Source organism: Xanthocytophaga agilis, from assembly GCF_030068605.1.
GTDB lineage: Bacteria > Bacteroidota > Bacteroidia > Cytophagales > 172606-1 > Xanthocytophaga > Xanthocytophaga agilis.
Genome location: NZ_JASJOU010000001.1, coordinates 903,089 through 924,145, shown reverse-complemented (window position 1 = coordinate 924,145; position 21,057 = coordinate 903,089). Strand labels below are relative to the sequence as shown.

Here is a 21,057-nt window from a genome sequence, read left to right as displayed (position 1 = left end):
AGTTTCGGAAGGGGGATATTTTTTAGTAAATTTCTATTTTTGAAAACTCAACTGTTTGAAACTATTCTCCAGTATTATTTTTTTCTCTTCACTACTCTATGCGCAACATAGTTAAAAGTCTTTTACTTGTTATTATCTTTTTTAATTGTACCTCCTGTCTGGTTGGCAGGTTTGTCTGGTACAACTTTTCCAATATCACTGATTATAAGATATTTCCTTCTCGTCCTCTTCCGGCAAGCCCTACTCCTTTCCATTTTATTGAAGCACAACATTTGAGTCAGAAAACATTCCAGCACATGAAGCTTCAAACACTGGATAGCCTCTTAGAAAATACACCAACAGTAGCCTTTTTGATCATCCGAAATGATTCTATTCTGTTTGAAAAATACTACAGAGCGTATGAAAAGAACTCAACTGTAGCTTCATTCTCTATGGCAAAGTCTTACACCTCGGCATTGATTGGAATTGCCATCTCTGAAGGTCACATTCATAGCGTCAATGATAAAATCATAGCCTATATTCCTGAATTTAAAGACAAAAAAGATTTTGACAAAGTTACCATTCGCCATTTACTACAAATGACATCAGGTATTAAAGCCAATGAAAGCTATTACTCACCATTTGGTATGGCTGCAAAGATTTATTATGGTCGTAATCTTCGTAAATACATTTCCCGTCTGAAAATGGATTATGAGCCAGGAACCCAATTTGCCTATCGTAGCATCAATACTCAGTTGCTAGGGTTAATACTGGAGCGGGCTACACATAAAAATGTAACAGAATACATGAATGAAAAATTGTGGCAACCTATTGGAATGGAGTATGATGCCACCTGGAGTATTGATAAAAAGAAGAACGGACTTGAAAAGACATTTTGTTGTATTAATGCCAAAGCAAGAGACTTTGCTAAATTTGGAAGGCTCTATCTTCATAAAGGCAACTGGAATGGCAAACAATTGATACCAGCAAAATGGGTTGAAGAATCTACTCAAATAGACACAACTCAGGGAAGTGTGCCATATTATCAATACCAGTGGTGGTTTACCAATACAAAAAAAGGTAATTTTGAAGCCAATGGATTTCATGGGCAATACATTTATGTCAATCCTTCCAAAAATCTGATCATTGTCCGCCTGGGCAAACAACCCGGAAAAAATGTCAGATGGGAACAGGTATTTGAACAACTAGCTCTCAAACTATAATAGTTGTAAAAAAATATCAAAGCCAATTCAGTAGACTTCACAAAGTTTCACTTTTGCACAGATCACTAACAAAACTATGGATAGAGAAAATCAACATATAATTGCTATTCAGACAAAAGAAGGAAAGCAATTATCCAAACTCCAGAAACAGTTTAACAACTATTCGCAAAAAGTTGATAAACTCAAGCAGGCTCTTACCAATACACAAACTGTTCTGGAAAAAGCTCAGCAAAAAGTTAACGATTTTTTGGTTCCTCTGGAAAAACAGAAAATAGAACTCAAGATTCAATCCCTTTGGACACTTGATAAAGTACATGACTCAGGTGTATTAAAGAAGCGTGATAATGAAACCCTGGCAGAGTTCATTGTCACGCAGGTATATCCCTTAATTGCAGACTTAGGTTATGAAGATCTGAAGCCCCTGTTCGAAAAATATGAAGGACAATCATTTGACGAATACAATCAACAGGCCAATGAAGAAACGGGTGGAATGATGAAAGAAATGTTTGCCAATATGGGCATTGATATGGATGAGGATGCAGACTTTAGTGATGTCAATACCTTTAAGGAAGCGTATGAACGCAAAATAGAACAGGAAGCTGCTACAGAGGAAGAACGAAAGGCCAACAAAAAAAAAACAGCCAAACAAATAGCTAAAGAAGAAAAAATACGCCAGGAAGCACAAAATATAACTAAAACAGTACGTTCTGTATATATGCAACTGGTTAAAGAATTCCATCCGGACAGAGAACCTGATGCACTTGAAAAAGAAAGAAAAACGTTGATTATGCAACGAATCACCCAAGCATATGAAAACGATGACCTCTTTGAACTTTTACGATTGCAATTAGAATATAAACAAAAAGATCATGGAGATTTTGAGCTTCTTCCAGATGAACAATTGAAATATTACAACAAGTTACTAAAGGAACAAATTGATGAACTAGAAGCAGAATTATACTCTCTCCAAATGGGTGACAATCCATTTGTACCCTCCCTTTACTCTCAATTATGTATGCCTCCAGAACGCCTTGATGCCAATGTAAAACGAGAAGTAAATGTACTCAAGAAGTATATCAAACAATTGAAGGAGGAAGTACAAATATTGAGAGATCCAGTATATGTGCGAGAGTTATTGAAAGCATTTAAACAAGAACAAAAACGTATGGCGCGTAATCCATTCTCATTTTAAGAGTAAGGTACCTATCTATATTGCTGGCAAAAGGACGTTATCTTAGATATGAGTGTATTATGAAAGAGATCTATATTTAGGATGTTCCAAGATTAATTTTTTGTAAATCCACTGCCAGTTGCCGACCAATCTCCTTACTTTCCGGATTGTAAATCCAGTAATTATCAAATACTTCCACAACCCGGATATTCGGATCAGTACCAGTATGTACCGTAAGACTATGAAAGTGGGTTCCCTTTTGTTGTTCCTGACGAATACGCTTTAACAGAGGGTCTTGCATTTCATACATAATAAAATCAGAAATCATTAGGACATCCGCCTCTTTGTAGTTGTGAGTCTGCAACATAGTCAATGCCTCATACATAGGTGGATGGATGTCAGTACCGCCATTAAAAGTCATAGATAGAAACTTGACCAGTTGGTCCATGGAATTTTCCAACTCCAGTAAGTTAATGGTATGCAAGCTCGTAGAAAACGATATCAGATAACAGCTTCGTTTTTCCCGTGCAGCCATTTGCAAAATAGCAAAACAACAGACTTTAGCCACATATTCCGGTGTCCCCTCCATAGAGGCGCTCGCATCTACACAAATAATAAACGGACCTTTGTGTTTGCGTCGTATCAGTTCACGATTTCCAGAAGCGCTCCCCTCTCCTTTTACAATTTCTCTTCCCTGAAACTGAAAAGTTAATAATCCGTTGTCTATGTATTTTTTGTAAAAAGCCATTTCTGTCTCTGTATCACCTAACAAAACAGTCTCTGCAGGCAGAAGATAATTCAGATTATTACTCTCATAAACCCCACCAATCTCAGTTGACTCATCCAGACTAGGCCTGTAGGTAGCCTTAGCAATAGCATATTCATATTGTTCATGCTCAATTTCAATCTGTGCCTCTCTCATACGCCCTAATAAATCAGCCAGTTCCTTAATAGAATCTTCATTTTTCAAAAGTTCCTGATACTTTTGTAATACATCAAAGTTGGTCTGTTTCCATAATCCTCTTGACATATTCCAGAATCGCCCTACTTCCTGAGCAAAGGGTTCCAGTAAGTCAACCATCTTTTCATATTCGGAGGCTTTAGCATATAAAAGTTCACTATAAGCTTGCATTTTTTCCTGTATCTCCTGCATTTCATACTGAAGACTTTTCTGAACCAATAGTATCTCCCATTGTCGGAGTAAATCATTCACCAAACGGTTAACAGGATGAGTATCTTCGCCTTCACCTTCAATCTCTTTATAGAATCGTTCCCTATCTCTGAAAACCGGATCAAAATGATATTCATAAAAACTAACATCCAGTTGTTCTCTTGTATAAGCCTCTTTCAGAAAGTTTGTAAGATGATACCAGGTTTCAGCCCACAGTCGTAAAGGACGATCTCTCCAGGATTGGAACATCCCAAACTCCTCCTGACACGGATTGTTTTTGTTGATCTCATTCTGTGATCTACGCATCCATAGAAGCGTATCATGAATAATCTGGGTAGCGAGTGCTTCATTCCCTACTGTAACCCGAAGAAGCTTGTCTTCTGTAAAAATTTTGTCCAGAACAGTTATCCATCCTTCCTGAGAATCCGTAACAGCTAACTCATTGTCTTTCAAAGATGACGGTTCATACAATTTTGTTTTCAGATAGCGGACCAACTCTCTGCGTGTGGACTTATCAAAAATATGTCCGAACTCCACAAACTGTTTAAACTCCTGTTCTACATTCATAATCAACACTTTATACAATATTAATTTTTCCTATCCAAATACAGACCTTTCATTATTTTATTTCCACCATTCTACACGTAAATTCTTACATATTAGCTTCTTCACAGAAATTTCCTTTCACCCTTACATTTCAACTACATCAACATATTCTCAATTCACTTTCCAATTGTACTAAACTTCTTGCTTTCGTACTAATTGTTTGTACTTTTGAACCTATATTTATTATCCAGAAATATTTACATATGAAAACTATTACTCATTTGAGTTTTTATTTTATCTGGGTCATTTTTTCATCATCCGCCTTTGCACAAAAAATAACCCTGTCGCACGTTGAACCTGCCTTCTGGTGGGTAGGAATGAAAAATCCTGAACTACAGATTTTAGTACACGGACCTGGAATAGGTCAGGCACAAGTTTCACTATCTTATAAAGGTGTAAACTTATCTGGCATTGAAAAAGTTGAGAGTCCCAATTATCTTTTTTTAAATCTCCAGATCTCCCCGGATGCTATAGCTGGTAAAGTACCTATAGTCTTTAAAATAGGCAAAAAAACATTTACCCATCAGTACGAACTGCGAACAAAATCTTCATCCACCAATCGTATCCAGGGATTTAGTCCGGCAGATGTGCTTTATCTTATCATGCCCGATCGCTTTTCTAACGGAAATCAGCAAAACGATACCATAGCTGGTATGTATGAAGGAACTCACCGAAACAAGCCTTTTGGCAGACATGGAGGCGACTTAAAAGGAATTTCCAATCATCTTGACTATATTAAAAATCTTGGAGTTACAGCCATCTGGTTAAACCCGGTTTTAGAAAACAACCAACGCAGAGAAAGCTATCATGGGTATGCTATTACGGATCTTTATCAGGTAGATCGTCGGTTCGGAAGTAATGAGGAATATGTCAGCTTTGTAAATCAGAGCCATCAATCAGGATTGAAGGTTATTCAGGATATGGTAGCCAATCATATAGGAATTGAACACTGGCTAATGAAAGACTTACCGGAAAAAGACTGGATACATGACTCACAGGCAAAAGAACCTATGCTTACAAGTTATAGAACTGGCACGCCATCAGATCCCTATGCCTCACAATTTGACTTACGTAAAATGACAGATGGATGGTTTGTTCCCTCTATGCCTGATATCAATCAAACCAATCCAAGATTTGCAACTTATCTGATTCAAAACTCCCTATGGTGGATTGAATATGCGGGGATTGATGGAATACGTATGGATACCTACCCATACCCTGATAAAGAATTTATGGCTAACTATGCAGCAGCCTTACAAAACGAATACCCCAAATTTAACCTGGTGGGTGAGGCATGGATTAACTCTGTACCAATGACTGCTTACTGGCAAAAAGGCTTTAAAGGCACAGATGGATATGTAACTCAACTTCCTTCAGTGACAGACTTTCCGTTTTATGGTACAGTGATACAGGCTCTACAGGAAGAAGGAAACTGGGATACTGGCCTGGTTCGGCTTTATATGTTGTTAGGGCAGGACTTTATTTATCCCAATCCGAATAACAATGTAATCTTTCTCGATAATCATGATCTGACACGCTTTTTCTTAAGTATTGGACGAGATATTCAGAAGTTTAAACTTGGCATTACACTACTGTTAACTACACGTGGTATCCCTCAGCTTTATTATGGCACTGAGCTGTTAATGGATGGAGATGGATCTGTGCATCCTGATGTACGCAAAGATTTTCCCGGAGGCTGGCCTGGAGATCCGATCAATGCATTTACCGGTCAGGGACGTAATGCCAGTCAAAATGAAGCCTATGAGCATATAAAGAAGCTACTGGACTGGCGCAAAACGCAATCCGTTATTCATACAGGCAAGCTGATGCATTATTTACCGGAAGACAATGTATATGTATACTTCCGCTATACAGCAAATGAATCTGTTATGGTAATCCTCAATGGTAGCTCTCAGGAAAAAAACCTTTCAACAAAACGATTCTCAGAGCGGTTGCAATCCTTTAAACAAGCCAGGGATATTATTTCTGGAGAAAACTTCTCTGATTTGACTACACTAAAGGTCCCGGCAAAAACATCTTTGGTACTGGAACTCAAAAAATGAGAGGACAATCAATCCTATATGTGTATAATTCATAGCAAAAACTCTTTTTGCAAAGACAATGCAGCCACACTGATTGGCAGAGAGATTACTCATTATACACAACAGTTTTGATTCTCAACATAACTTCAATCACTTTTGATTTTAATCAGAGTTCCGATCATTTTTTCTATGTGCATAACTCACAGCAAATTGAATTTTGATCGGAACTCAGTTCATTACTCTTTTAGGTATCAGCTAATACTTCTCGTTAGGTTAAGTAGTGAGTTCAATTATGTATAGGATGAAGCAGTCTGACTAGGGAGGTTCATCATTAAAAATAGATGTATTCCATAGAAACAAAGGCAGCCCCCTAGCAAAAATTGTACTCAGCTTACTTTAAATTTTTTGTTTTTTGGTACATGTGTTCCCTCCTATAGGGGAGGGAACACATGTACCAAAAAACTGATAAAGGGTAAATTAACAAGATGCTAAGTAACTGCTGTTTCATTATTGCTCATATCTAAATACCAAACTCCGATATACCTCCTTTAGTCAAATACCTTATAGCAAAAGCATCTTTTCACTTAATTGTATAAATTTCTCTCCAGATTTGTATAAGCCATCCACTAATTTTTGTAATTTAGTTTATACTAACCTCCTAACTATACCAATGGCACTTTTCAAACTACTTGTCAACGGACGCAATTATGAAGCAGATGTTGATCCAGAAACTCCTCTTTTATGGGTCTTGAGAGACCATTTAGGACTAGTAGGTACTAAATATGGTTGTGGTATAGCTCAATGTGGAGCCTGTACTATTCATCTGGATGGAGAGGCAACCCGTTCATGTGTATTACCTGTATCCGCTATCGGTACAGCAAAGGTAACAACCATAGAAGGACTTTCCTCTACTGGTGACCATCCAGTACAGTTGGCATGGGATGAAGTAGATGTACCTCAATGTGGATATTGTCAGGCTGGTCAGATAATGACAGCGGCTTCCTTTCTAAAACATAATACTAAACCTACAGAGGAAGAAATAGAAGTAGCAATGTCAGGTAACCTTTGTCGGTGTGGAACCTACCATCGTATCCGTGAAGCTGTAAAACTTGCCTCTACTAAACTCAAATAGCTATGTCTACTCTACCTAACCCTAGCCGAAGAAATTTCTTAAAACTAGCAATAGCAACGAGTGGGGGGCTATTTCTGGGATTTAACTGGAACACTGCCAGCGCAGATACACAAGCTATTCTAACTGAAGGCACTCTTGCTGGGGCTATTGATTTCAACAGTTATCTCTCTATTGCACCCAATGGTATTGTGACTATTTTCTCCCCTAATCCGGAAGTAGGACAAGGCATCAAAACAGCTTTTCCTATGATTGTTGCCGAAGAACTGGATGTGGACTGGAAGAATGTCAACGTGATGCAGGCACCTCTCGACACCCAAAAATTTGAACGACAGGTAGCAGGAGGTAGCGGTTCTATCAGACATTCCTGGCAAAGACTACGTAAAGCAGGAGCCACAGCTCGTCAGATGCTTCTGGAAGCTGGGGCAAAACAATGGAAAGTACCAGTAGCTGAATGTAAGACGGAAAAAGGGATGGTTATTCATAATACATCAGGGCGTAAGCTAAGTTATGGAGAACTGGCTTCAGAAGCAGCTAAGTTATCCGTACCTTCAGATGTAAAGCTTAAAGAAGTCAAAGACTTTCAACTCATTGGACAGGTAGCTAAAAATGTTGATAATCCTAAGATTCTCATAGGTCAGCCCCTGTATGGAATAGACTTCTATCGGGAGGGAATGTTGTTTGCAATGATCAAACGCCCCTCAGCTTTTGGCTTGAAATTAAAATCTGTAGATTCCACAGCAGCCAAATCTATGTCTGGTATTACCGATGTAGTTACCTTTAAAAACAATGTGGCTGTGGTAGGTAAATCAACCTGGCAGGTGAAGAAAGCTATTGATTCGCTGAAAATAGAGTATGAAAAAGAAAGTGATCTGGAAAGCACTACGGATCACAATCGTATTTTCGAAGAATTATTAAATAGTACTAATACAACTGTTCGCAGAAAAGATGGAGACGTAGAGATGGCGTTTAAGAATGCAGCCAAGGTAATCAAAAGCGAATATCAGTGTCCTTTTATTTCGCACAGTCCACTGGAACCTATGAACTTCTTTGCGCATGTCAAACCAGATAGCGTAGAGCTCATAGGCTCAACCCAAACCCCCGAGGCCGCACGCAACGAAACAGCCAAACTACTGAATATTGCTCCTGAAAAAGTCTCTGTTGAAATGACGCGTATGGGAGGAGGTTTTGGTCGTCGGCTAAAAACAGACTATGTACTGGAAGCAGTAGAAGTATCCAATCTTGTAAAAGCACCTGTAAAAGTGATCTGGACACGGGAAGATGATATGACAGGCGGCAGTTACCGTCCGGCAGTACGTTATCGTTTTGAAGCAGCATTAGACAAACAAGGCAATCTGGTTGGCTACAAATTACGAGGCGTAGGGATGAATTCAGGCAACTGTACCCGTGAAGATAACTTCCCCTCAGGAGCAGTTGAGAATCTGCTCATTGATACAGTAGAACATAAATCTCCAATCACAACAGGTCCGTGGAGGGCTCCTATTACCAACTTTCTGGCCTTTGCAGAACAAGCTTTTCTGGATGAAGTAGCTTCTGCTGCCAAAAAAGATCCGGTACAATTCCGGCTTGAGTTACTAGACAAAGCAAAAAAATCTCCGACAGGTGCCATTAAGTACGATATTGACCGTATGAAATCTGTTATTCTGCTGGTAGTCGAAAAATCAGGTTGGGGTAAAAAGAAAGGAGTATCTCAAGGATTTAGTGTTTATTTTTCACACTTCTCCTATGTTGCACAGGTAGGTGAAGTAGTCATGCAAAAAGGGAAACCAGTACTAACGAAAATCTATGCAGCCGCTGATTGTGGAGTAGTCATCAATAAAAGTGGAGCACGTCAGCAAATAATGGGGGGTATTGTAGACGGACTAGGACATGCTATGTACGCGAATCTGACATTCAAAGATGGTGCACCCCAACAATCTAATTTCAATACCTATCGTCTGATCCGCATGAATGAGATTCCGGAAGTAGAAGTGCATTTTGTTGAAAATACTATTGATCCCACAGGTTTGGGTGAACCGGCCTTGCCTCCTACCGGAGCCGCAGTTGCTAATGCCCTTTTCAAAGCTACAGGCAAACGACTCCGTAACCAGCCTTTTGCAGAACAGGAAGGAATGAAAGGAGTTTCATAATTTGTTTTGTTGCCCTTTTTGATTACAATACACTCAGAAAGGGCAACTTTTATTTTTAGATTATAGGATCTTCTTCCATTTTCATCAACTCTCATTTTATAGTGTATAGCCTATCTTCCAGGCGACTTTGTTTTGCCATCCTGATTACCCCTTTATTCCTGGTTCAAGTGCACAGCCAAACCAAACAAGCTTCTTCTGGACGAAAAAGAGCAAGAGAATATGGTATCCGGATCGGAATACTACCAACAGGCACCCACAACGCAATAACGGATGTACAAGGAGTTAAAGTTGGACATGTGACTTTACATATAGACAACTCAATCCGGACGGGTGTTACGGCTATTTCACCACATGATGGCAACATATTCCAGCAAAAAGTACCTGCAGCAGTCTATGTTGGCAATGGTTTTGGAAAATTAAGTGGCAGTACACAGGTAACAGAATTGGGCAATCTGGAAACACCAATTATTCTCACCAATACCCTCAGTGTTGGTACAGCAATGGAAGCTACTGTTCAGTATACATTGGACCAGGCTGGCAATGAGAAAGTACAATCAGTAAATGCAGTAATAGGAGAAACGAATGATGGCTATCTGAATGATATTCGTGGAAAACATGTCACCAAAGCACATGTACTGGAAGCAATTCAAAAAGCCACAGACGGACCTGTTCAGGAAGGTAATGTTGGAGCTGGCACAGGCACTGTTTGCTTTGGATTCAAAGGAGGTATTGGCACCTCCTCCAGAATGCTACCACAAGCGGTTGGAGGATATACAGTAGGCGTCCTTGTCCAAACCAACTTTGGTGGCGTATTACAAATAGCAGGTGCACCTGTAGGAGAGCGCCTTGACCAATATTACCTAAGTCCACAATTGAAAAAAGAGAAAGAATCCAGAAAAACTCCTGGTGACAGCAAGTCTCAAAACACGAAAAAAACAGAGGACTCAGATGGCTCCTGTATGATCATCGTAGCAACAGATGCACCACTGGATGCCCGTAATCTGGAACGTCTGGCAAAACGTGCTATGCTTGGACTTGCAAAAACCGGAGGAATTGCAGCCAACGGTAGTGGCGATTATGTCATAGCATTTTCTACAGATCCAGCACTTCGGATACCCTATGAACCCTCTCAACCAACCCAAACTGTTACATTGTTACACAACGATTACATGTCTTCCCTATTTATGGCAGTAATTGAAGCCACAGAGGAAGCTATTATCAACTCAATGACTAAAGCCGAAACCACAACAGGTAAAGAACAACATGTAATTGAAGCGTTACCTATGGACAAAGTGGTCAAAATCCTGAAAGAATATAATCGACTTGAGTAATTTTTTCTTTGAAGTTGTTTAAAAGACGTCAAAGAAAAAATTATAAACTATCAGACAAATACAACTGAATCCTTCTCATACCCGATCAAGACCTCCTGATTGTATAATTCTGGACGCTGCAAAATCAAGCGAGCCAATGGGGCGACGATCAACCGTTCAATTTCCCGCTGGAGAGGACGAGCCCCATATTTTTTATCAAAGCCTTTCTCTGCTATATAATAGACTAACTCATCTGTATAGGAAAGTTTTAATCCACGATTCTTAATACCATCCCGCGTCCCAATATGACTCAGTTCATATAAAGTAATTTCACGGATGGTATTCTGATCCAATGCATAGAATGGCAGTATGAGATCAATCCGGTTAAAAAATTCAGGGCGAAAAAAGGCTTTGATACCAGCCTCAAAATCATTTGTCTGGTAATTACGAAATCCTACAGAACCACGCTGCGAAGCACCCAGATTGGATGTCATAATAATGATCGAATTCCGGAAATCTGTTACCCGTCCTGTTGAATCAATTAAGATCCCTTCATCTAACACAGTAAGCAAGGCATCGAAAATCAATGGGTGCGCCTTTTCAATTTCATCCAATAAAACTACACAAAACGGCTTTTCTCTGACAAACTGTACCAGCTTGCCTTCAGCTCCAATCAATCGATAAATTTGTCCAGGGTGCTGAAACTCACTCATATCAAGCCGTATCAGAGGTTGATAGGTCTGACCAATACCAAAGAAATAATCGGCCAGGGTCTGAGCAGTAGCCGTTTTCCCTACTCCGGTAGGTCCGGCAAAGATCATGGAAGCAATGGGCTTATTGGGATCATTTAAACCGGCCTTAAATACTTTGATCACTGAAATAATTTTATCTAGTATATGATCCTGCCCTTTAATGCGATCACTGAAATGCTTTCTTAGCACCTTATTATCCAATAGCAAGTCATCCTGAAGCAAAATATCGGGTAAACCAGTTTGGCGAGAAAAATTTTTGATAACCACCTGCGGATCAATAATCGACTGTTGGGTCTGAAGCGCTTTATTCACACACTGATTCAGAAAGCGAATGGCCTTACCTGGGAATCTTTCATAACGGACAAATCGATCCAGAAGCATATACACTGTTTCCAGAGCCTGATGTGAAAAAGAAACCTTTTGATGTTTTTCAGCATGTGCTGTATAGTAATCGAATATTTTTAACATTGTAGCCGTATTCATCTCCTGCACGGGCAAGATCTGAAAATGATCGACAAAGCCAGGCAAAAGCTTACGCATTACATCTAATTGCTCAGGAGTTACTTCGCTTATCATCTGCAATTGTTTTTGCCGGATAAATGAGGTTAGAAAAGCAGCTACAGAATCCTCGGGTCCTTCTCCACCAGTCAGAGCCAGCATCACAAAATTCTCAATCCAGACAATACCATTTGCATGTACCAGATCACTGACCAGTTCTTCACAGTTTTCCTGCCATTCACCCAGATATTTTGCTTTGGCAGTAATACGGGCAGGAGTTGTACGCCAGAATGAATGACGCTCGAAATCTTCCTGTGACTTCTCCTGCTGATGTATTTTTCGAATAGCTTCATGGATAATGGTACTTTTACCAACACCTGAATTACCCACAAGCAGAACATTGTTTTTTCCTGTCAACAGAAAAGAAATCAGCTTATCAACAAATTCTCCCCTCTCCCAGGCCGCATCCAGGACTAACCTGGTATTTTTTCTGGCATAAGGAAGTCTCTCAGCTACACTGTTCAGCATTTGGAGATGTGAGAAATCATCTGCCTTAGTTTTGGGCTGTTCAACCCTAGGTACTTTCACAGTAACACTCTCCAACCATGGAGCAGAACTTTGCAATAAACTATAGATTTTGCCAGGATCCATGTTGTGAAGTACATCTTTGGCAAAGTGCTCTATGAGTTTATCCAGATCTTTTTCAGAATAGAAATAAAAACTTTTATCTAGCAATGGTAGAAAGCACTCGAAAAACCCCTGTTCATTGCTTCCATGCACAGCATAAACCGGAAACTCAATAGATTCTTTTACAGGATAAATTCGCTGTTTTTCCTGGTAGTGAGGACGTATAGTCAGTTTGAGTGTTTTAATGCTTGGTTGCAGAATCTCTGGTTCGTAGTATGCTCCCCGCTGAAGTTGCTTTTCAATATATTCCGAAAAATCACCAGTAAGGCCACGAATATCATCAGACACCAGTTGTTTATCCAGGCCTATAATCTGACCCAGTATGGTATTTTCATCTATTCGGCGACACAGTAATGGAAACTCCAGTATTTTCATAAAATGTAGTAGCGAATCCGCTAAAAGATAATTGAAACAAAATCAGCAACAAATCTTTCATATATATATGTTCTCTTTACTCATCCTGAGTAATGGTATTGGCATAAAACAACCATTTGAGTTCCTGATAAGTCAGGTCTTTATTATGAACAATACCAGACCTTAAATCCGTAATGAGTGTACGTTTGATTTTACCATCTCCCAGCATGTATAGGCGTACAATGTGACTTACAGATTGTTCATCACTATCAACAGGAGATTTTCTTCCTTTTTCAATCTCATATATGAGGGTATTTATGTCTGAACCTATTTCAACTGGATACACAGACACTTCAACAGGAACAGAGGTTTCATGAGAAGAAAAAAACATGTGAAATCCAACTTCCTGCTGAAACAGATGGTATACACCTGTAGCATGAATATGTAGGTAGATATAGCCTTTTTCCTGCTTTACTTTTGTTGTAAGTCCAAATACTGTCCTATACATCTTCTCCATATATTCTATCTCATTACTTCCTGAGTTTTCAACGGCAGACGCTATACGAAGTAAAATCTGCCCAGGTCGTTGCTCTACATAACAAGTAAGGTTGAAATCAAGCCATGCTATGTCCTGTGACAGATAGAAGTACAAAGCATTCGTTTCGTTTACTATTCGGGCAGCAGATTCATGAATCTCATTAAAGTAATCTGATATTTCCAGCTGACTATATAATTCTGTCAAGAATGCTTTTCCTTCGCCATTCCAACCATAGTTACGTATTTTTTTTACTCCTGAAACACTCTTTAACGGAAGAACCGTCTTTGCAATATTCATTTTCTTACCAACCTGATACTCCCAAAGAATATTCGTAAGCTTTGCGTCTATCTCTGTTAACGATTCCTTAAAATACATCAGTTGGGAAGCTTCTTTATTCATTTCAGTTGAATATACCAGACTACTATTCTCCTGATCCATTTCCAGCAACTCTTCTTTAATATCCTCTACGGTTTCCAACAATTCAGCAAACAAATCAAATGTAATTTCAAGATTTTCCAGGTTAGGCAGTTCCGATGTTTCGTTTCTTGGTATATGTTCCAACAGAGTAAGATGTGGCATAAACTGACCATCCCTGTGAAACAAACTAAAAATAACAGGTTTGTCAGGGGCAATCAGTACCAGCTTATCGGCAATCAATACAGTGAGTTCTTTCTCAATCTGACGTTTCAGTGCTCTCCCTCCCATTTCCGGATCAAATCCTTTTTGAGCAATAGCTTCCAGCACTTCTGGTGAAACATTCAAAATAGTATGACGACGCAGAAAACCGTGTCGTTTGAGCAGTTCCTTGATTTGAAGCCAGGCTATGATCCCAATATGTTGTGAGGTAAGTTTCTGAAAAAATACAATCCTGTCAATACGGTTGATAAACTCGGGTCGGAAGAAATCACGCACGGCTTTTTCATATGTCCGTGTCGTGATATCCTCTCTGCGCTGCAGGTTGATTTCCTTTCCAACACGTTCTGCCCCCAGATTAGACGTCATGATAATAACAGTATTACAAAAGCTGACAGTCCGTCCCAAGGCATCTGTCAGACGCCCTTCACCCAATATCTGCAACAACAGATTGTGTACATCCGGATGTGCTTTCTCAATTTCGTCAAATAGAAGAACACAAAAGGAGTTATAACGAATTTTAGTAGTAAGCTGGCCTTCTGGATTGGTAAAATCTCCTACCAGTCGATTTACAGCGTCATCATCAATGAATTCATTCATGTCAAAACGAACCAGACTTTCCTCATGTGTGAATAAATATCTGGACAGAATTTTCGCTGCCTGTGTCTTGCCTACCCCTGTGGGCCCAATAAACAAAAACGCCCCAAACGGACGCTCAGGATTATTCAGTTGTGCTTTGATTACATTCAAAACATCTGTAAGGCAATCTACAGCTTCTGGTTGCCCAATAAGGCGTTCAGCCAAATAATCAGCAAATTCAGAACGACCAATACGAATATCCTGATTTGCCAATCTTTCATTCAAATGTGTCTGACTACTAAATTCGCTTATGATCGTCTGTACATCAATCTCTTTTTTAGCATATTTAGTTGCCAATTGATGCAAACTTTCCGCTACTACTCCAACCAAACCTCTGGAAATATGAAAGCGTTTCTGAAGTTCAATTAATCGAACTAAAGCCAGATTCGTAATACCAAACTGATGCTCCTGCTCAAGCTGGTTACGAAGTTTGCTTATAATCTTCAGTCCTGTGGTCTCATCTGGTTCATACAAACGAATAACCTTAAACAAATCTGTGAACCCTCGATCTAGTTCACTGACAACTGCCCATTCTTCAGGAGTAGCTTCCAGAATCACCTGCAATCTACGTCCCTGAAGATAGGGTTTCAGCACATCACTCAATGTCATGCTGTTCTGTGAAGACTTCCCAATTCTGAACAAGGACACGATATTTGTAAAATATAACTTATCTTGGCGAGGATTCTTTTCAAGGGGATGCATAGCAAAGCGAATGATTGCTTCAAAGCGTCGTTGCCAGGCACCGACTATACTCATCCCTGCAATGATTCGGGAAGGATCAACATTCCAGACATTATCCAGCTTAGATAATTGCTTGTCGGCATGTTCTTCCACATGTCGGTATACTACTTCATGCAGAATCGTTGTTTTTCCTACTTTACGATCTCCTATCAGTACAACAGGGATATTCTCCCGGTTATAGAGTAAAGTTTTCAGCTGTTCCACTATCAAATCTGAAAAATATGCTCTGCTGAGTTGTGTAGGATACCAGTCATTGAGATCGTGTCCTACGCGTACAATTTCCCGTCTGCCATCAAATGATATTTCACTACGAAAAAACTGTTGAAACAGGTTGTTAGTATCTCCAAGGATTTTTTCTCCTGGCACAAACATATGTAGATCCAATGTTGTACAAAACTCACCTTTGCCTGATGCAAATCCATCCAGTATAAACTCTTCATCTTTCTTCTTTGTATACTTGCGGGCATAGATCTGGACTTGTTGTATTACTTCTTCGATCACATCAGATCTGCGTGCATTGGGTTTTCTGGAAATAAACTGATAATTTCCAAATGCGGGCAATAATACTACTGTATACTCTCCCTGTACAAACCAGGCAACAGACAACTTTCCATTAAAAAAGCGTTGCCCATAATTAAAATCAAAATCTATGGATTCAAACTTGAATTCCGGATTAAACAAAAGCCATAACAACTCATCCGAGTTATCCCGCTCAACTCTATATTGTGAAAATTCCTTTCGGATAAGCTGAGTAAGTTTGCGAATAGCATTCTCATACCGTTCATCAGCTGCATACCATTCCGAATGAAACAGCGGACGAATAATGTATTGCTCTTTTTTATGTTGAACCCAGATAGGTATTTCAAAGTGAAGATTAGCCATGTATAATTTACAAAACTGGAGAGTAAAAGAAAAAGGTCTTTACAACAGATAGCTATCAATAGCAGTATCCAACTGTTCTTGTAAAATCTTGCTCAATGCCTGCTCATACTGATTGGTACTAGTGGTTAATTCATAGGTAGTGTCCTGCAAACCCTTGGGTGTATAGTGACGACGAGGTTTATCTCCTTCAAAGAAATTTTTCCGATGAATACCTCCTGGAGTCCTGAACTTATCAAAAGGCTGAGTGGATACAATCACCTGATATTTTCGAACCTCACCTGTTACTGTTGTCACATTATGTCTACCATTTTCACTTTTAAAAAACAGAAAAGGCAAGTTTCCTGTTACTTCAAGCTCAACTCCTACCAAAGCAAAATTATCGTCTGTAGGCTTATCATAGGAATATCGCAGATATGTCAGAGGCTGTTTTTTCAGGTCTGCATAGAGGTTATATGTTCTAAAACGTTGCCATGTGTCACTTGAAAATACAACCTCCTGGTTATTATGCCAGATCTGAAAAGCCTGAACAGTATATCCTCTCTCCTGACTCAGGTTCCTGTATATATCTGTCAGTTGCATCACACTTCCTGCATGTCCATAAATTCCAATGATACATTTCATGAATTCAGGATTCTCCAGTTGAACCAGCTTTAATTTCTGACTCCGAAACATTTTCTTCCACGATTGAAAAAGTGGGTATAGTTCCGAACTATCTACCTCATTTCCATTCAATAAAAGGAAATTTTCGCTTTCAATATCCTGTATTTGCTGAATAATCGAATCAAAGTCATCTCTGATTCCCATCAGTTCATAATATACTTTGCTCTGCACATCATCCTTCCAGAATTTCTCCTCCTGTCTTTTATCTTTTAGTTTTGCCAGTTTCCGATTCAACTGATCAAGGCGGCTTATAAAATGTGCATAGTAACTACCATTACGAATAGTAATGGCATTTCGTCGTTGTTTAGTAACTTCATTTGTAAATTCAATAACAGTAAGTTCTGAATTTACCTCAACTGCCTGCTCAATGAGTTGTGTTTCATTTCTTCGATTGATCCGAAAATGAGGTTCGTTTTCTTTTAGTTCTATGGAAATTTCCAGAGGCACATGAAACTCATATGTATTCAGGTGACCAGATAGCGGAATTACAACCTTATCCTGAATGGTCCGTTGCAGAAAGCGTGCTCCATAGGCCCAGTTGTAACCTTCTCTACCTAAGTAGTCCAATATATCTTTGGCTATATCGATCACAAGGTTACGACCATTGATACCTTCCCGTTTTTTCAGAATGGCTATTTCTCTATCTACAATATGTCGGATTACAGATCTCTCCAAAGGAGCAAATGCCAGTATCCGATCCAGGCGATTGAATAATTCAGGCCGGAAGAAATTCTGTACTTCATTCTGAAAATGAGATATGGCAGTATCTTTCTGAGCTTTGGTTTCTATAAAACCAACCGTCCCAACCTGATAACTGCGAGCCCCAATATTTGAAGTCAGAATAATAATAGTGCTACAAAAATCTGCCACCCGGCCTTTTGAATCTGTTAGCCGACCCTCTCCAAGAATCTGCAATAACAGATCGTAGAAAGAGGGATGTACTTTTTCAAGTTCGTCAAACAACAATACAGAAAAAGGCTCACGTCTGACAGCTGCTGTCAGCAAGCCCTCACCCGAGGCATAAAGATCACCTGTAAGTCGTAACACGGATAGATAATCTGCATATTCACTCATATCAAAGCGAATCATTTTCTGGCGATTGCCAAACACAAATTCTGCCAACACCTTTGCCATTTCTGTCTTTCCTACACCTGTGGGTCCAACAAATAATAGTGAAGCCAATGGTTTGCCCCTTCGTATTACAGCTGCTTTGATGGAAATCAAGACATCCAGGACTGTCTGAATGGCATCTTCCTGACCATAAATATTCTTATAAAAGAATTGGCTCATGGCGTCAATATCCAACGGAATATCCGGATTTATCATGAATTCAGGCATACCGGTCTCCTGACAAAAACGGGCATAAATATCTGATTTGGATACGGTTGAATACTTTTCCTTTTCTGAAAGTAATGCTTCTAGAAAACGAATGGTTTTTCCTGGCAATCCGGAATATGGGCTATACCATTGCTGTAAACGTAAAATTTCTTTTGTAGCAATTTCTTCAACAGTGATATTCTTGGCTTGACTTTCCAGTGCAACTTTCTGCAATACAATCTGTTGGATTACAGGACCAGACATCTCTTCAATTTTTACTTGTGCAAATAGTGCAGTATAACCGGGCGACTTTAACTCAATTTGTGTCATCTGTTCAGGTGTACACTCACTAATCAAAATAATCTCCCCCCTAGCTATGTAATCACGCAGATAATCTGCAAACGACATACTGTTTCCAACATACTGACCAACCTCAAATAATTCAGCCAGATTACTAATATATAGCAGGTCACCTTTGGTCCTCAGTTCATTACACATGTATGCCAGATATTCTTCCCAGCTACCCAAGGAAGTAAGCCGATGAAGCAACTGTGCTGCAGAAATTTCCCAAACAGCTACATTCCCCAATCCATGCAGAGTTCTTTTTCCAACAAATTCGCGAATCAATGTAGTTTTGCCTTTTCCTGAATTACCTACCACTACAACACTATTTCGCAAATAGCCACTTAGTAGAGACGCTAATTGGTCATACTCTTTTTTTAATCCTACCAACGTCCCGGCATCTGAACTCATTTTTTGTGCAACTTCTGGTAAAATCTGCTGCTTGCCAGCCTCGGCCATTTTTTCAAGTTCTCCTAAGGTATAGAATGTAAGGTCAACTGGCACACGATGGACCTTTACCTCACTAAACCACTGAGTGGCTATTAATGTAGCAACAGATTGAAAACGCTTCTTGCGTATGAATTCCAATCTTATATTCTCCGAAAGATTTATATAAAGTTCTTCAAGCGTTTTTCCTACAGACTCAATACTCAGTAAGGGAACAAATCCTATAAATTGTAAACCTTCATTCTGAAAATAAAAAATATCAAATGGAAGCTCAAGCTCTGGGAACAACTGATCAACAGAGGCATCCAGCTTCACATTCAACCTATCCTGTATCAGATCCTCATTACTAAAATAGCTTAGAATCTGATCGTAAAGCCCCTTCTTAAGCACTTTGTCCTGAAACGCCCTGGCAACCTGTTTGGCTAGTTGTTGTGGTGATGTATTAAAACGAACAACTCCTGGCAGATGCAGTGGGAATAACATTCTATTGCCAGATTGATGCAGAGACTCACCAATAAGTAAATGTAATGGAAGAATTTTCATTCATTAAAAGTAAATAGACGACAGCAAGATAAATCTTTTCCTAAAATCTACTAAATCGCTACTCTCAATTACATGTTACTTTTCTACTGGCTACCTCCAGTAATAAAAACCCTATTAAAAATACTTTTTATATACCAATAAGTATATTAAACAAACAACGGAAAAATCAACCTTATTGTATTTTTAATTAATAAATAAAAAAACAACAAACTACCTGAACCTTATTTAATACTAGTTTGTATTATAAAATATACTGATAGGTATTTTACGAAAAAAAACAAAGAATAAAACCAAAAAACAAACAAATAAAAGAAACAAATCAACAAATAAAACCAATCAGTATATTAACCAAAATATCTTTCCCTCAACAAAATGAAAACATCAAACAATACAATCCTTATTACAGGCGGAAGTGCTGGTATTGGATTTGAAATCGCCAAACAATTTGTATCAAAGTCAAATAAAGTAATTATTACAGGTAGAGATGAAAACAGACTAAAATATGCAGCAGAACAATTACCTGGTGTTATTCCTATTGTAAGTGATATCAGCAAAGAAGAAGATGTAGAAAAACTTGTATCAGAACTACAGACAGAATACCCTCAATTGAATATGGTCATTAATAATGCAGGTAAAGCGTACTTACATGATCTCTCTGAAAATACTCAAACATTTGATTATGCCAGTGCAGAAATCCTTACTAACTATCTCTCTATCATACGACTGAATGAGAAATTATTGCCCATATTAAAAAAACAACCAGAGTCAGCTATTGTACAAGTCTCTTCTGTAGTAGCATTCGTCCCCAATCATAAATTAAGTACCTATTCAGCAAGTAAAGCCGCTTTACACTCATATTCTCAATCCATCCGGATTTCTCTTGAAAACACCTCTGTTAAGGTCTTTGAACTTATGCCACCTTTAGTCAATACAGATTTTTCTAAAGAGATAGGTGGAGAAAATGGTATCTCCCCTCAAGTTGTAGCTGCAGACCTTATTCATGCTCTGGAAAATAACATTTATGAGATTCATGTTGGCCAGACGGCATATATTTATGATTTGAGCAAATCCTCTCCCGAAGATGCCTTACTAGCAATGAATCGCAGATAAAAGCAGAATAAACAAGTTTATACCTAAATATAGCCTTACGTACGATACGTAAGGCTATATTTTTATGTGGGGAAAGCTGGACACATATATAATAGACTGGCAAACTAAAGCAAATAAAGACATAATGTCACAA

At 38.9% G+C, this 21,057-nt stretch carries 11 protein-coding genes; 7 read left to right on the top strand and 4 right to left on the bottom strand.

Annotation, left to right across the window (positions count from 1 at the left end; translation table 11 throughout):
- The first annotated feature begins 98 nt into the window (after positions 1-98).
- Complete coding sequence (locus tag QNI22_RS03815; protein WP_314509310.1) at positions 99-1,202, top strand: serine hydrolase domain-containing protein; 1,104 nt, start codon at positions 99-101, stop codon at positions 1,200-1,202.
- Between the two features lie 76 nt (positions 1,203-1,278).
- Complete coding sequence (locus QNI22_RS03810; protein ID WP_314509309.1) at positions 1,279-2,394, top strand: J domain-containing protein; 1,116 nt, start codon at positions 1,279-1,281, stop codon at positions 2,392-2,394.
- Between the two features lie 76 nt (positions 2,395-2,470).
- Here QNI22_RS03810 and QNI22_RS03805 read toward each other — a convergent pair whose 3' ends face one another.
- On the bottom strand, positions 2,471-4,111 hold the full coding sequence (locus QNI22_RS03805) for a VWA domain-containing protein (RefSeq protein WP_314509308.1): 1,641 nt from the start codon (positions 4,109-4,111) through the stop codon (positions 2,471-2,473).
- A 242-nt stretch (positions 4,112-4,353) separates the two neighbouring features.
- Here QNI22_RS03805 and QNI22_RS03800 point away from each other — a divergent pair, with 242 nt between their 5' ends.
- From QNI22_RS03800 to QNI22_RS03785, 4 genes are all read left to right on the top strand, one after another.
- Positions 4,354-6,213: a glycoside hydrolase family 13 protein gene (locus tag QNI22_RS03800; RefSeq protein ID WP_314509307.1), complete on the top strand. Its 1,860-nt coding sequence runs from the start codon at positions 4,354-4,356 to the stop codon at positions 6,211-6,213.
- 649 nt (positions 6,214-6,862) lie between these two features.
- Positions 6,863-7,324, top strand: a complete 462-nt coding sequence (locus QNI22_RS03795; RefSeq protein WP_313980625.1) for a (2Fe-2S)-binding protein — start codon at positions 6,863-6,865, stop codon at positions 7,322-7,324.
- Positions 7,325-7,326: 2 nt separating this feature from the next.
- Complete coding sequence (locus tag QNI22_RS03790; protein WP_314509306.1) at positions 7,327-9,471, top strand: xanthine dehydrogenase family protein molybdopterin-binding subunit; 2,145 nt, start codon at positions 7,327-7,329, stop codon at positions 9,469-9,471.
- Positions 9,472-9,614: 143 nt separating this feature from the next.
- Entirely contained in the window at positions 9,615-10,802 is a 1,188-nt protein-coding gene (locus QNI22_RS03785; protein ID WP_419836221.1) for a DmpA family aminopeptidase, read from the top strand.
- Positions 10,803-10,852: 50 nt separating this feature from the next.
- Here the strand turns inward: QNI22_RS03785 and QNI22_RS03780 are convergent, their stop codons facing one another.
- The 3 genes from QNI22_RS03780 to QNI22_RS03770 all read right to left on the bottom strand — a co-directional run bounded on the left by QNI22_RS03780 (position 10,853) and on the right by QNI22_RS03770 (position 19,814).
- On the bottom strand, positions 10,853-13,093 hold the full coding sequence (locus QNI22_RS03780; protein ID WP_314509305.1) for an AAA family ATPase: 2,241 nt from the start codon (positions 13,091-13,093) through the stop codon (positions 10,853-10,855).
- A 76-nt stretch (positions 13,094-13,169) separates the two neighbouring features.
- Positions 13,170-16,505, bottom strand: a complete 3,336-nt coding sequence (locus QNI22_RS03775) for an AAA family ATPase (RefSeq protein WP_314509303.1) — start codon at positions 16,503-16,505, stop codon at positions 13,170-13,172.
- A gap of 39 nt (positions 16,506-16,544) precedes the next feature.
- Positions 16,545-19,814: an AAA family ATPase gene (locus tag QNI22_RS03770; RefSeq protein WP_314509301.1), complete on the bottom strand. Its 3,270-nt coding sequence runs from the start codon at positions 19,812-19,814 to the stop codon at positions 16,545-16,547.
- A gap of 372 nt (positions 19,815-20,186) precedes the next feature.
- Here QNI22_RS03770 and QNI22_RS03765 point away from each other — a divergent pair, with 372 nt between their 5' ends.
- The gene (locus tag QNI22_RS03765) at positions 20,187-20,924 is read left to right on the top strand and encodes an SDR family oxidoreductase (RefSeq protein WP_314509299.1); all 738 of its coding nucleotides are present in this window, start codon (positions 20,187-20,189) and stop codon (positions 20,922-20,924) included.
- The last annotated feature ends 133 nt before the right edge of the window (positions 20,925-21,057 follow it).

Coding starts and splice junctions, on each gene's coding strand:
- QNI22_RS03815 (WP_314509310.1), top strand. CDS start 99: ATGCGCAACATAGTTAAAAGTCTTTTACTTGTTATTATCTTTTTTAAT.
- QNI22_RS03810 (WP_314509309.1), top strand. CDS start 1,279: ATGGATAGAGAAAATCAACATATAATTGCTATTCAGACAAAAGAAGGA.
- QNI22_RS03805 (WP_314509308.1), bottom strand. CDS start 4,111: ATGAATGTAGAACAGGAGTTTAAACAGTTTGTGGAGTTCGGACATATT.
- QNI22_RS03800 (WP_314509307.1), top strand. CDS start 4,354: ATGAAAACTATTACTCATTTGAGTTTTTATTTTATCTGGGTCATTTTT.
- QNI22_RS03795 (WP_313980625.1), top strand. CDS start 6,863: ATGGCACTTTTCAAACTACTTGTCAACGGACGCAATTATGAAGCAGAT.
- QNI22_RS03790 (WP_314509306.1), top strand. CDS start 7,327: ATGTCTACTCTACCTAACCCTAGCCGAAGAAATTTCTTAAAACTAGCA.
- QNI22_RS03780 (WP_314509305.1), bottom strand. CDS start 13,093: ATGAAAATACTGGAGTTTCCATTACTGTGTCGCCGAATAGATGAAAAT.
- QNI22_RS03775 (WP_314509303.1), bottom strand. CDS start 16,505: ATGGCTAATCTTCACTTTGAAATACCTATCTGGGTTCAACATAAAAAA.
- QNI22_RS03770 (WP_314509301.1), bottom strand. CDS start 19,814: ATGAAAATTCTTCCATTACATTTACTTATTGGTGAGTCTCTGCATCAA.
- QNI22_RS03765 (WP_314509299.1), top strand. CDS start 20,187: ATGAAAACATCAAACAATACAATCCTTATTACAGGCGGAAGTGCTGGT.